Source organism: Ginsengibacter hankyongi (genome assembly GCF_008710285.1).
In the GTDB taxonomy this organism is placed as follows: domain Bacteria; phylum Bacteroidota; class Bacteroidia; order Chitinophagales; family Chitinophagaceae; genus Ginsengibacter; species Ginsengibacter hankyongi.
Window position 1 is genome coordinate 948887 of record NZ_VYQF01000001.1, and the last position, 14431, is coordinate 963317.

Here is a 14431-nt window from a genome sequence, read left to right on the forward strand (position 1 = left end):
ATTAGCCTTTGAAAAAAAATAAGGATGCACATTCACTTAAATTATTTTACCTCAATATCATAATAATATGGAAAGGCGTAAATTTTTAAAATCAACCGGGCTGCTTACCGCAGCAGGATTTTTTGCTCCGCGGTTTCCACTCACTGCCGGGCCGTTTACCAAAGATGATTTTTTGTATACTCATTTTCCGAGTGATAAAAAATTAGATTCCGGTTGGCTGCAATCTCTATATGACCGGGGTAACGCCACCACCTACTCGAAAACTAAAAACGAACTTCGTTATATCGGAATGCCGGTGGGTGGTATATGTTGTGGCGGGGTGTATGTAGGCGGTGACGGAAGGCTTTGGTTGTGGGATATTTTTAATCAGAACCAACTGGGTGTTATAACCAAAACACTTCCAATTAAATTAGAAGGCTTTCATAAAAAAGAAATAAGTAATGCTGATGGCACCTTATACCTCGAGCCATTGACTGAAGCAAGCCCGCTGCAGCAGGGATTTGCCCTTTCCATTAAACAAAACGGATCTGAGATTATTAAGAGGCTTCAGCAGGACGACTGGGATGAAGTTACCTTTGAAGCTACTTACCCTGTTGCTACTATAAAATATATTGATCAAAATCTACCTTTGGAAGTAACACTCAGGGCTTTCTCGCCTTTCATTCCCGGAAATGCAAAGGACAGCGGAATGCCGGCTACCATTCAATCTATTTCAATAAAAAATTTATCAGGTAATTCTATTGAAGTTGAAGTGTTAGGTTGGCTGGAGAATAAAATATTATCTGCTACTGAAAAACAACATACTGATTTCGATAGAATAAATAAAGTGGAAGAAACGCAATCCTATAAAGGAGTTGCACTTCAGTGCACGACTGTTAATCATGAACTGGAAAAAACTCCTGATTATGGCAATATGTTTTTTGCAACACTTTCAAAAAATGCTCTTTGCATAGATGACATTAATACCAGCAAAGACCCGGCAGCTTTTAAAATTAAAGACCTTGTAAAGTTGTCAGATAATTCACCGATGGCAGGTATCATAAACAATAATAAATTAGAGCCCGGCGGGGAACTTGTTATCGATTTTATCATTTCGTGGTATACGCCTAATATAGATTTTCATTACAACGATGGTCATAAAGACATGACTGTTACGGATGCGGATTTGCATTATTATACTAATCACTGTGATAGTGCCGCATCAGTAGCAGCCTACATTGCACAAAACTTTCCATCGTTAAAGCGTCAGACCTTTCTTTGGAAAGAAACCTGGTACGATAGCACTTTGCCCTGGTGGTTTCTCGAAAGAACATTTTTAAATATTTCTGCGATAGCAACTTCTTCAACACACCGGTTTCAATCGGGCAGGTATTATGCCTGGGAAGGTGTAGGTTGCTGCCATGGAAATTGTACGCATGTTTATCAATACGCACATGCAGTGTCGAGGATTTTTCCTGAACTGGAAAGAGATACGAGAGAACGTGTTGACCTGGGAATAGGCTATGACGGTACTACCGGCATGATACGCATACGTGGTGAAAAAACAGGTCCTTCTATTGATGGACAGGCCGGTACCATTTTACGTATTTACAGGGAACACCAGATGAACAGCGATAATACTTTTTTGCAAAGGAACTGGCCCAAAATAAAAAAGGCAGTAGAATTTGTAATTATGCAGGATAAAAACCAGGATGGCATGGAAGATACCCCTATGGAGAATACGCTGGATGCTTTGTGGCACGGAGAAATTTCATGGATCGTAGGTTTATGTATTGCCGCTGTGCGTGCCGGGCAAGCGATGGCAGAAGAAATGAATGATAAAGATTTTACCACCCGGTGCAGGCAATATGTTGACAAGGGAAGCAGGAACATGGAGACCTATCTTTTCAATGGGGAGTACTTCATCCATCGTCCCGATCCAACTGTAGGTAAAAAAGAAATTGGTTCGTTTAATACATGTCACATTGACCAGGTATATGGCCAATGCTGGGCGTGGCAGGTTAACCTTGGAAGAATTTTAAGTAAAGAAAAAACGATGAGCGCCTTACGGGCCCTTTGGAAATATAATTACATGCCCGATGTTGGGCCTTACATTGCAAAACATCCCGGCGGCCGTTTTTATGCTCTAGCCGGCGAAGGTGGCATGATAATGAATACCAACCCCGGCAATGACATTAACCCGTATGGCAACGCCAAAGCATGGCAGGTTGGCTATTTCAGCGAATGCATGAGTGGCTTTGAACACCAGGTTGCGTCGCACATGATGGCAGAAGGAATGCACCAGGAGTCTTTAGTGCTTACCCGGTCTATCCATGACCGTTACCACGCTTACAAACGCAACCCTTTTAATGAGGTTGAATGCAGTGATCATTATGGCCGGGCAATGGCCAGCTACGGTACATTCATAAGCGCCTGCGGCTTTACTTATCATGGACCAAAAGGATATATCGGTTTCTCCCCTAAGCTATCACCGGAAAACTTTAAGGCGCCCTTCACTGTTGCCGAAGGTTGGGGAACTTACAGTCAACAAAGAGATCAGAACTCATTTAAAGCACAATTAGAAATTAAGCATGGTAGGCTGAGTCTAAGAAAATTCTTTGCAAACCTTGATAAAAATCAAAAAGCAAATAATGTGGAAGTAATGATTGGTAAAAAAATTATTAGCAATCATTTTAAACAAACGGATACGCTCTGTGAGATTAGTTTTAATAATGCTGAATTAATTAATGCTGGCGAATCTTTATCAATAAAAATCAGTTAGTCAAAAATGAGCAGGGTGAAATTGTGTCTGGTTGGAGGATTTTTGGGAAGCGGAAAAACTACAGCAATAGCGGAAGCCGCGAAATATTTATTTAATGCAAAAAAGAAAGTCGGTGTAATTACCAATGACCAGGGAACACAGCAGGTTGATAGTCTGTTTATCAAAAGCCTCAATATACCTTCTGAAGAAGTTTCCGGGGGTTGCTTTTGTTGTAATTATGAAGACCTGCAAGAAAGTATTCATAATTTAATTTTTGGCAACAATTCCGATATCATATTTGCAGAATCAGTAGGTTCCTGTACTGATCTTGCAGCTACTGTTATCAATCCTTTATTAAGTTTTAATGCCGGTAAGTATGAAATCGTATTATCAGTGTTTGCTGATGCCAGGCTGCTTATACAATTTTTGAAAAGTGAAAAGCACGTTTTTTATGATAATGTAAATTATATCTATGAAAAACAATTGGAAGAAGCAGATATTATTGTTGTAAATAAAATTGATCTGTTAAATGATGCGCAATTAGCACTGGCAAAAAAATTAATTGCTAATGAATATGGCGATAAAATAATACTCTATCAAAACTCTTTGTCAGAAGAAAGTGTAACGCATTGGACACAATTGATTACCAATAATTTTCATAATGCATCCTTGCGTTCAGCTCCTGAAATAGATTATGACATATATGGAGCTGGCGAAGCTGAACTTGCGTGGCTGGATGAAGAAATAGGAATTGTAACCAAAGATAAAAGTGCTGTTGCCTCGGCCCGTTTTTTAATGAATACAATATATACTAAACTAACGGATCACGGCTATTCGATTGGGCATTTAAAATTTTTAATGGATGATGGAAATGAACAAAGAAAAATAAGTTTCAATGCAATTGCTGCAGACCTAAATGATATCGTGACCAATCGCCCGGAAACTGACAGAATTATTCTCCTTATCAATGCAAGGGTACAGGTTTCGCCCTCCTTGCTGCAGAAAATTATTGCAGATGCCGTTATTGAAACAGAACTCTCAGCTCATTGTAAGATCATTGAATATAATTTGTCTGTATTTAAACCAGGTTATCCCAGGCCAACGCACCGGATTGCAGGATAGCAAATAATCCCCTAAAAGGATATCCAACGCTTTTCACCATTTCTTTTTCAATACAATAGTCAACTGCCGTTAGTAACCGTTTTTTATTTTAGAATATTATTCAGGGTAATTAATACATGAAAGGAGTTTATTAAGTTTTTCAAGCTTGCTATTTTTCATTTGAAAGTGAAAAAGGAAAATCTTTCTCTTTAGTTCCTTTCAGTTGGTTTGGTTTCGAAGTCATTTGAAAATTCACTATACCCCCCTGCTGAAGCTGGCCACGGGTAAAATAATTTTTATCCCATATTATTTTATTTACACTAATACTTTTCAAATACACATTTTCCTCGTTGTTTTTATTTGCGTTTATGATAAGCGTTTTACCGTTAGGTAACCTGATTTTTACTTTTCTGAATAAGGGAGACCCAATGGCAAACTCGCCAATTACCGGGCAAACCGGGTAAAAGCCCAGTGCGGAAAATACATACCATGCAGATGTTTGGCCGTTGTCTTCATCCCCGCAATACCCATCAGCTGTTGGTTGATACAATCTGTCCATTACCTGCCTTGCCCAATATTGGGATTTCCATGGTTGTCCAGCCCAATCATAGAGGTAAATCATATGCTGAATAGGTTCATTGCCGTGGGCATATTGGCCAAAGCCTATCGTTTGCATTTCACGCATTTCATGAATTACTTTGCCATAGTTTTTATAATCAAACACCGGCGGCATTTTAAAAACAGAATCCAGCATTTCTACAAATATTTTTCTGCCGCCCATTAATTTTGCAAGTCCTGAAGGGTCTTGCATTACACTCCATGAATATTGCCAGCTGTTTCCTTCGGTAAAATCGCCCCCCCAGGAGAATGGATTAAAATCCGAGCGAAAATTCCCGTTAGAATGCCGCCCTGCCATTAAATTGTATTTTGGGTAAAAAAGATTTTTATAATTAAAAGCCCTTTTACGGAAAGTTGCTATAATATCCGGGGACTTATGCAGACTTTGAGCGAGCTTATACATGCAAAAATCATCATAGGCATACTCCAGTGTTCGGGCTGCACTTTCATTGATCACGTCATAAGGAACATAACCAAGCTTGTTGTATTCCATCACACCCGCTCTTCCTACAGACGATAATACCGGATGTACATGATAAGCATTTTTGTATGTAGCATTCCACAAAGTATTAATATCAACATCCTTAATTCCATTAAGATATGCAGATGCAATAATGGAAGCAGAGTTGGATCCGATCATAACTTTAATATGCCCCGGAGACGCCCATTCAGGAAGCCATCCACTTTCTTTATAGGTATTGGCCAATCCTTCCAATATATGTTTACTTACACCAGGCAGGAAGAGTGTGAAAAAAGGATGCTCGGCACGAAAAGTATCCCAGAATCCATTGTCAGTGTACATTCTGCCTGGCAACACTTTCCCGTTATATGGACTATAATGCATTATTCTTCCGCGGGTATCATATTCAAAAAATTCTCTTGGATATAGTAGCATCCTATACAAAGCTGTATAAAACATTCGTACATGATCCAGGTCATCCAGTCTATTATCTTCCACCACAAATTTTGACAGGTATTTGTTCCAGGCTTGTTTTCCTTTTTCTTTTACCTGTTTAAAAGTTTTATTGCCTATTTCACGGGACAGGTTCAGTTGCGCCTGTCCCTGACTGATGAAAGAGGAAGCAATCCTGGCGATAACTTTTTCATTGGCAGTTGTATTAAATGTAACTACCACGCCTGTGCGCTTTCCTTTAACTTCTTTTACATCCCCAACGAAAGAAGTGTCCAGCCACGTTGAATAGTTCTTAAATGGTTTATCAAATTTGATTATGAAAAAATTTTTAAAATTTCCAGGCAGCAATTTCTTACCGCCACTATGCTGGGTGGTATACCCAATAATCTCATTTTCTCCCGGAATAACTTTTACAAATGATTCCTGGTCAAAAGCGTCTATGACTACGTTAGCCTCACTCGTTTCGGGAAAAATAAATTGCATCATACATCCTCTTTCACTCGGCGCAAGTTCAGCCGTAACATTATAATCCGCGAGATAAACTTTATAGTAATCGGGCGCTGCTATTTCCGTTTTATGCGAAAACCAGCTTTGCCGGTCTTTTTCTAAAAACTTCTTTTCTCCAACAGTAGGTAATAATGATAACTGCCCATAATCGCCCACCCATGGGCTTGGTTGATGGGTTTCTTTCAAACCGGTTATCTGGTGTGCGTTGTAGGAATATTGCCATCTTTCCCCGTTTAATGCAGTTTGCGGGCTCCAGTGGTTCATTGCAAATGGTAACCCAATACACGGATACACGTTACCGTTAGAGAACTGATACTCATTTTGTGTGCTGACAAGAGGTAACGCATATTTTGTAAAATCTTTCTGCGCCTGCAGTAAAAACCGGCACAACACAAAACAACCTATCAAAAATAATTTTAGTCCCCTCATGAATTAGACTTTACAGGCTTTTAGCAGTATTATTGAACCGGGAACATCCGGAGCAACACCACTCCATGATACGGGATATTCGTTTTAAAAGATCCGTTACGCTCACCCAAATCTTTTTGTCTCCATACATCTCTCAATTTCCATTTTCCTTCTAAACCAACTTTACCGAAATCGAATTCAAATAATTTTTCTCTTTCATCGCCCCACCGGAAATACGATTGAGGGGTGGTGCCGTAACCATCTGTATTAAATAAGCCTGCAGCATAAGATCCATCTTCCATTGGCTTCACCCACAGTTGCACTCCGTCTTCTTCATTCAATAATCTTGCGGGCTTACCAAGAGGATCCTGGTTAATTGCCAGCACTTCATCATTAGATAATAAGTTCAATGTAAACGCGTCAAGTTTATCAAGCTCACACCCGATCAGCATCGGCGCAGCCAGCAAACTATAGATACTTACATGACTGTATTGCTCATCGGGCGTTAACCGCGTAGGGTGAAGTTCCAGCCCAGTAGCGACTTTCCCAACAACCATCATATCAGGGTCATTCCAGTGACCGGGCCCACCGTAAGGGCCCCATTTATCTAACGTAAATGCCAACATATACAGATCGTTCCAGCTATCACGAATGTCGGGACCGGTGCGATACATATTGGATACCCGTATCCAATCGTTTACCTTTTCAAACGGAGCGTTATTAGATAAACTAAAAACAATATCTCTCCCCGACCGCTTTAATGCGTCCTGCATCCGTTGAGCAGAATTGACGTCTATGCGCCAATCATATTTCAAAAAATCAAAACCCCATTCCGCCATTTGTTTCGCATCATTAGTTTCAAACCTGTATTTGCCGATATGCATATAAGGCTGATGATTTATTTTGATAAGATCATGCGTTTCTCCGCCATGTGGAAATTCAGATGAGCCACCCACATAACTGCCATAACTCGAAATGTAAGGCGTTGAGTAAATACCGGCTTTTAATCCCAAGGAATGGATTTCATCCACCATTTTTTGTATGTTGCTAAAGTTTTCATTTGGCTGAAGAGCATCTAACGGTTTCTCTCTCTTTCCCTGCCAGCTATCATCAATATTAATATAACTCCAGCCGTGATCGCGTAAACCTGATGTTACCATTGCATGTGCTGAGGCCATTACATTTTTTTTATTTAAACGACCTGCCAATGCATTCCAGCCATTCCAGCCGAGAGGAGGAGTGAGGGCTATCGTATCACCAATTTTAATTATTAATTCCTGCGTTGCCTCGCCAAATTTATTTTTCGCCCTTAATATTGCTGAATAAATACCTCTTCGGTTAACCTTCCCCGTTATAACACCCGTTTGCCGGTTAACAGAAAGTCCGGCAGGTAAATTTTCAACCTCAAATTGAATGGGACGTTCACCGGTTGCGGCCATGGTATAAAAAAATGGATTACCCGGAGTGGTACCAAACACTTTTGCTGAATTAATCCGTGGTTTTTTCGGCGGTGCAGGAGTAAGAATATATTTTTTACCATTATTGGGAATTTGCTGCGGCAAGTAATCATCATACATTTCTAATTGCGCATTGGCCCAATCACAATACGTTCTTTTATTACGTATCCCACCTATAGAATCAGTAACCAGTAAACCAAGTCGCTCTATCCCTGTAAGGTCTACCGTTACTTTTTCGGGAGCATCACCAATTTTCATTTCTCCACTTTCAAAGAGTATTTTTCTATCACCAATAACATAAAACTTAATGGCGATATCTTTATTACCCTTATCGTCGGCGCCAACGATTCCTGTAAACCGCTTCGCATGCTTGTTTAGTTGAAAAAAAAGAATACACACCGATTGTGCGCCTACCCCTCTTTCATAAAAGTTGCCATTAATATAAATTGAATCATGGCTATAATTTGTTTTTGCCTGAACGGGGCGAATGCTTTGAGAAAAAGATTGAATATCCAGGTCATCAAGCCAAACTTTTTTGAGTGACTGCGTATATGCGCTCGATGAAACAAATATCGACATCAATAAAACAAGCCAAGCTTTAACCCTGGTTTTCTTCATTACTTTATGCTATTAAGATTGTTATATTCCAGCCCGAACATGATAAAAGATCCAAGACCAAAACCTGTTCCCATTGTTTTTTTCCTGTTGAAGTAATAATTTTTATCGCCGATGCACGTACCTCCGCATACCTGGGAAGGAATTAGATAAGGCCCATCCATCTTACTTAAACTATATTGTTGTAATCCCTTATAGGAACGCTCAATAAGCGGCTTGTAAATTTTTTCGTTAAGTATTTTCATTTCAAGCCCCATCGTGATTGCATAAGAAAACATAGCAGTGCATGAACTTTCCTGGAAGTTCAAAGGGTCTCCGGGAAAAATCGGGAGCTGGTACCAGTGGCCTGTTATTTTATTTTGAAGTGCCGGAAGATTTTTTAAAATTTTCTTAAACTCAACTTCAAGGGGTCGCCAGTATTTTGATTTTTTCGGAATTGTATGCAGCGCATCAGCGAGCGCCATCGTTACCCAACCGTTACCGCGTCCCCAAAACTGGCTGCTTCTTCTTGTTACACTATCAGGCCAGCCTGCCATGCTGCATTTATCATCATAGTTTTTATTATCAGCATCCCAGCCATGATACCAAAGTCCCCACGTTTTATCAGCTAATTTTTCACTATGTGCCTTAACCTGTGCAGCAAAATCAGCAATATATCTTTCATCGCCCGTAAGGCGATACATTTCTAACAGAAACATGCTGATCATATAAATGGTATCATCCCATAACTCAACTGTTTCTACTCTATGAGAAACACCACCGTTTGGCGCCCGCGGCGTTTTAAGAAAGTCGTTGTAAATATCAATTGCCTTGTTGCGGTATTTTTCTTCACCGGTTATTCTTGCCAAAAAAGCCATACCAATCCCAGACGCAACCGCATTTGGATGTTTGCCATTCGCTACATTGTAAGTGGCGTCCATTGCAGTTTTAATATAGGCCAGGTATTTTTCTTTACCAGTTGCCGATTTATAATTATACAAATGGATTAATGAATTTAAAAATGTTGCCTGTCCCCAATCCCATTTGTATTTTTCTGCAGGCATGTACACTTCTCTTCCATAAGCATCCACCGAATCTACCCAGTTTTGTGCAAAGAGAGAAGATGAAATGAGAAGGAATACTCCAATAAAAAATATTTTAATTTTTTGTTTCATGCGTCTTCCATTTTTATTCCTCAATACCTTTTAAAATATATTTTTTCATGATGGGCTTTCCTAATTCCTTTCCATCCACATTAAAAAGAAAATCTTTTGGCAAAGGTGTTGGAAGATAATAATCCAATCGCCGCTTTCTTATAAGGTCTGCTTTAACGCCTAATTTACCGGCCGGAGTTAAAACAGAAATGTCTGCAACTCCATTATTGTTTGATACACTTACGGGTGCGGATAAAACGGATTGCCTGAATTTAAGAAAATCAGTTGCACTGTTAATACCTTCCTGTATCTTCCACCACATAGCAATTTTTACTACTCCATTATCGGGATGTTTTAGTGTAATACGCAATCCTTTATTATTTTTTAAACTGAAATATTCCCTCGCAGGTTTATATTCAAAGCCATCATTATAAAGAGCGGGCTTAACCCCTTTATCTGCATTATCCCAAAGAATACGAAATGCAATTACCACATCTTCAAAGCGTGCAAAAAAAGTATTGGTTGTATCAAAAGCAATGCTGCGGCCTTTTTCCAGAATATTTATTTTTCTGTTTCCTATCCATATTTCATCAAATGCATTGGGCAAAACGATAGTTGAGTTGATATAGGAATTGATGCAGTTTTGATCTTTCATTCCTGCTACCAACATCACAAATTCATTTTTATTTTGAGCCGCCTGGATGAACGGCATCAGGTGCCGCGTTTTTCCCCAGCCACCATTTGACGGATAATTCGCAGGCATCAGCTTTTTCATTTTCTCCCCTTTGCCTTCAGCGGCCCACGTACCATAAGGATCGTCTCTTCCTTCTGCCACATAAGTGATGTTAAGCATTTCAGGAATCTTCTTACTGTTGAGATAAGCAACTAATGATTTATCATCAGGGCTATAGGTCTGATTAGATGATGCGAGAGAAAATTTATTACCAACATACTCGCATGCATATGCATTTGGCAAACTGTCCCATCTCTGCACCACATACATTTTTTTGCCGTTCATTAATTCCTTTTGTTGCGGAGTAAGACCTATCTCCTGTAATGCTGTAAAGCACACCTGGTTAAAAAGCTGGTCGTTTTTATTTTGCCAGCCAAGTAAAGGATTCAGATATTTTTCCTCCAACAGATCGCGGCCAAACACACGATTATAATCCCGGCTATGCGCCCCGCCGAGAAAGCCACCTTGTACATTATAATGAGCAGATAAATCGGTTAGGGAAAAATTAATTGCGTCTGCGGCCTTCTTCTTTATATCATCATCATTAATATATTTATGAAGCAATACCAACGATTCAAGGTCAACACCGCAATAAGTAGGACTATCATATTCCCGGTTGCCATAACGGGCTACATGGTTCAACCATTTATTAAAAACTTCCCGACCTTCTTCAGTTGCCGCGGCGTTTTTATACACCTGCCCCAATGCTAACAGGTTCCACGCTTTCATTACATAAATATTGGTATAAGATATCCGCACGTTTTGTTTATGTAGGCCGATTAACGCATATTGGAAAATTTCATCCAGCGCCTTTCTTGCTTGCGAAGAAAGCCTGTCATCAAACAATATTTTTATAAGAATCCCATATTGCACACAGAACTCGACATTATTACCATCTCCTACATCATTATTCTTATCTGCCCAGCCCCAATACATGTTACCGAAACTTTGCGCCGTGGTATCTGTTACAATTCTCGATCTTAATAAATGCAACACCCACAAGGTTTGTTCATCAGTTAAAAAATGGGTATCCAGCGCATCAAGCAAAAATAAAAAGCCTTCGCGGACAATCCCTTTTGGAGGTGATTGTTGCAATAGTTTCCATTCCCTTTCGAGTGTAGCTTTTTGTGCCAAAGGATCAGGCATTCGCGGTATATTAAATTTATTTTGATTTTGCGAATAGCCGTTCAATTGAAACAATGCCAGCAGGCAAATCATCCATGTAATTTTTTTCATTTCGATAATTTATTAGAAATCCCAACAGGGAACATCCTCAGCAGAACAACTCCATGATGGTGAATGCTGGTGGTGAAAGAACCATTAAACACGCCTAAATTTTTTTGTCTCCATACATCGCGAAGCTGCCATTTGCCAGGCAGGTTTAACTTAGAAAAATCAAAAAGAAACGACCTTGGCTTTTCATCACCCCAACGGAAAAAAGATTGAGGCGTTTTTCCAAAGCCGTCTATATTAAACAAACCAACTGCGTAAGAACCATCCTGCATCGGCTTCACCCATATTTGAACATTATCTTCATCTGCCAATAATCTTGCAGACTTTCCTAATGGGTCCTGGTCTATTTCCAGCACTTCATCGTTAGAAAGTAAATTCAATGTAAATGGATCAAGTTGCTCAATGGGACAGCCAATATTTAAAGGAGCCGAAAGTAAACTGAACAAACTTACATGGCTATATTGTTCATCGGGCGTTAACCTCGTTGGATGTAATGATGAACCCGTAGTAACATTTCCAACAATGAGCATATCAGGATCGTTCCAATGTCCGGGACCCCCATAAGGCGCCCATTTATCAATAGAAAAAGCAGAGACATAAAGACTAAGCCAGCTATCGCGGATATCAGGGCCCGTGCGCCATGCATTGGTAATGCGTTCCCAATCTTTTGCCAAAGCAAAAGGTGCCGAATTGGATATACTGAAAAAAATATCCCGTCCGGAATTTTTCAAAGCTGCCGACATTCGCTCCGCAGAATTGAGTTCAATATGCCAATCATATTTCAGGTAATCAACTCCCCAATCTGCCATTTGCAGCGCATCATTTTTTTCAAACCTGTATTTCCCGATATAACGATAAGCCCGCTTATTGTTTTTTATAAAATCAGGATAGGCGCCGTCTTTAAAGTTGGAAGAGCCGCCTACATAACCCGCATAACTGGATATCCACGGTGTAGAGTAAACGCCAAATTTGAGTCCTTTCGAATGGATGTAATCAATCATTTTTTTAAAGCCGGTAAACTTTTCATTGGGCTGAATAGCATTATATTTTCCTCCCCGCTGTCCTTGCCAGGCATCATCTACATTGATGTAGGTCCAGCCGTGATTGCTAAGCCCCGATGAAACCATGGCATTTGCCGAAGCAATTACTTTTTCTTTGTCAATGCTTTTTGCCCATGAGTTCCAGCCGTTCCAGCCAATGGGAGGTGTAAGTACAATGGTATCACCAATCTTTATTACCAGGCGTTTTGTGGCTGTTCCAAATTTATTACCGGCCTTTAATGTTATTATATAATTTCCTCTTCGGGTAATCTTTCCCGTTATAATTCCGGTTTTGGCATTAAGAAAAAGGCCTTTTGGTAAATTTATTGCGGAAAAATGCAGCGGCCGTTCCCCGGTTGCAGCAATTGTATACAAGAATGGATTTCCCGGTGTTGCGCCAAATACCAGTGGGGAGTTGATCCTGGGAATTTTGGAAGAATGCGGAGTTAAAATGTATCTTTCATCATCGTTGGGCATTGGTTCCGGCATTGCATTATTCAGCATTTCAAATTTCGCATTTGCCCAGTCAGAATAAACTCTTCCCGCCCCTGAATCAGCAATGGTCACGAGTAAGCCTAAACGCTTTATTCCACTAAGATCCACGTCGACATTCTCCGGCTTGTCTCCCGGCTTCATGTCCTTACTCCCGAAGAGAATTTTCCTATCGCCTATCACATAAAATTTAGATGAAGTGATAGGATTTCCCTTATCATCAGCGCCTACTATAGCGGTAAATTTCTTTGCCTTCCCGTCAAGATAAAAAGAAAGCACGCTTAATGATTGAACGCCAATTCCCCTGGCAAAATAAACTCCCTGCAACTTCATAGAATCGCTGCCTGCACTGGTTTTGGCAGATACACTTGGAATGCCTTCTGAAAAGTTGGATACAAGCAAATCGTCGAGCCACACATGATTGCCCTGTTGAGCATGAGCAATCGCAACTGCGCCAATTAAAATGATAGCGACAATAAACAGTTTTAATTTATAATTCATTTTAAAATTTCATGCCATTTCTATAAAATATAATTTTTCCTGTCCTTAAAGGGCTCGTTAAAGAAATTGTCTGTCATTTTTATAAAATCATCCGTATGCTCATGCATTGTGCCATGACCGGAATTGGGGACCACCCACAGATACGCCCGGTGAATATGGTGATAAATCTGCACCGCATGTTCTACGTTAAACATATCATGATCGCCACTAATTATTAAAGAAGGACATTTGATAGCCTCTAATGCACTAAACGGAATATTGGGTTGTCGCCAATCCAGCATTTTCACTTTCCAATGATTTTTCTCTTCTTCGGTTGTGAGAGTTCTGTTTATGTTTTCATCATAAAATTCCTTTTCTTTTAGCCATGATGAATGAACAACGGCTATGCTTGTGGAATCAGGAACAAGGTCAGCACCTGTTTCCGCCAGTTTAACCACTTTACCCGGATGACGCATAGCCAGCACCAGTGCAACGATTCCTCCATCGCTGGCACCAAGTACATAAGCAGAGTCAATATGCATTTCATCCAACAACGCCGCTTCGTCATCGGCGATCATTTCAAAGCTTAACGAATCCCCGGTATCAACGGACTTTCCCTGTGCACGGCTATCTGCAATAATGACCCGGTAATTTTTTGCGAAATAGGGAACTATTTTTCCAAAAGCCTTACCCGAACCACCGTTACCATGAATCATAAGCAAAGGCATGCCCGTTCCATATTCTTCTGCATATATTTTTATGCCCCTCACACTATAATACCTGCCTGCCGCAGGATTGTCTCCATAAGGAGTGGCGGTATCAGCTATGCTTTGATTGGCCGATTGGCTAAATGCAACTGCTGAAAGGCAAAGCCCCAAAAAAAGATGGATCAATTTTTTCAACATATGCAGTGTTGATTTTATATAGCGTTCCGGCATACACGATTTTTTAAATTATTAAG

8 protein-coding genes are annotated in these 14431 nt (G+C 40.1%); 2 read left to right on the forward strand and 6 right to left on the reverse strand.

Annotated elements, in window-relative coordinates; translation table 11 throughout:
• Positions 1-67 precede the first annotated feature (67 nt).
• Positions 68-2761 carry a GH116 family glycosyl-hydrolase gene (locus tag FW778_RS03960; protein ID WP_150413287.1) on the forward strand — a complete coding sequence of 898 codons (2694 nt, stop codon included), beginning with the start codon at positions 68-70 and terminating at the stop codon, positions 2759-2761.
• A gap of 6 nt (positions 2762-2767) precedes the next feature.
• Complete coding sequence (locus FW778_RS03965) at positions 2768-3862, forward strand: GTP-binding protein (RefSeq protein ID WP_150413288.1); 1095 nt, start codon at positions 2768-2770, stop codon at positions 3860-3862.
• Between the two features lie 148 nt (positions 3863-4010).
• On the opposite strand, the gene FW778_RS03970 is transcribed toward FW778_RS03965, so the two are convergent.
• Genes FW778_RS03970 through FW778_RS03995 form a run of 6 tightly spaced genes read right to left on the reverse strand, consistent with a single transcriptional unit; the run spans position 4011 to position 14408 of the window.
• Positions 4011-6308, reverse strand: a complete 2298-nt coding sequence (locus tag FW778_RS03970; RefSeq protein ID WP_150413289.1) for a GH92 family glycosyl hydrolase — start codon at positions 6306-6308, stop codon at positions 4011-4013.
• A 29-nt stretch (positions 6309-6337) separates the two neighbouring features.
• Positions 6338-8362 carry an NPCBM/NEW2 domain-containing protein gene (locus tag FW778_RS03975; RefSeq protein ID WP_150413290.1) on the reverse strand — a complete coding sequence of 675 codons (2025 nt, stop codon included), beginning with the start codon at positions 8360-8362 and terminating at the stop codon, positions 6338-6340.
• On the reverse strand, positions 8362-9513 hold the full coding sequence (locus tag FW778_RS03980) for a glycoside hydrolase family 88/105 protein (protein ID WP_150413291.1): 1152 nt from the start codon (positions 9511-9513) through the stop codon (positions 8362-8364). Before FW778_RS03980 ends, FW778_RS03975 begins: the two co-directional genes overlap by 1 nt.
• Before the next feature lie 13 nt (positions 9514-9526).
• Positions 9527-11461 carry a hypothetical protein gene (locus FW778_RS03985; RefSeq protein WP_150413292.1) on the reverse strand — a complete coding sequence of 645 codons (1935 nt, stop codon included), beginning with the start codon at positions 11459-11461 and terminating at the stop codon, positions 9527-9529.
• Positions 11458-13491, reverse strand: a complete 2034-nt coding sequence (locus tag FW778_RS03990) for an NPCBM/NEW2 domain-containing protein (protein ID WP_150413293.1) — start codon at positions 13489-13491, stop codon at positions 11458-11460. Before FW778_RS03990 ends, FW778_RS03985 begins: the two co-directional genes overlap by 4 nt.
• A gap of 20 nt (positions 13492-13511) precedes the next feature.
• Positions 13512-14408 (reverse strand): alpha/beta fold hydrolase, encoded by an 897-nt coding sequence (locus tag FW778_RS03995; RefSeq protein WP_202552068.1) that lies wholly within the window; start codon positions 14406-14408, stop codon positions 13512-13514.
• Positions 14409-14431: the final 23 nt, after the last annotated feature.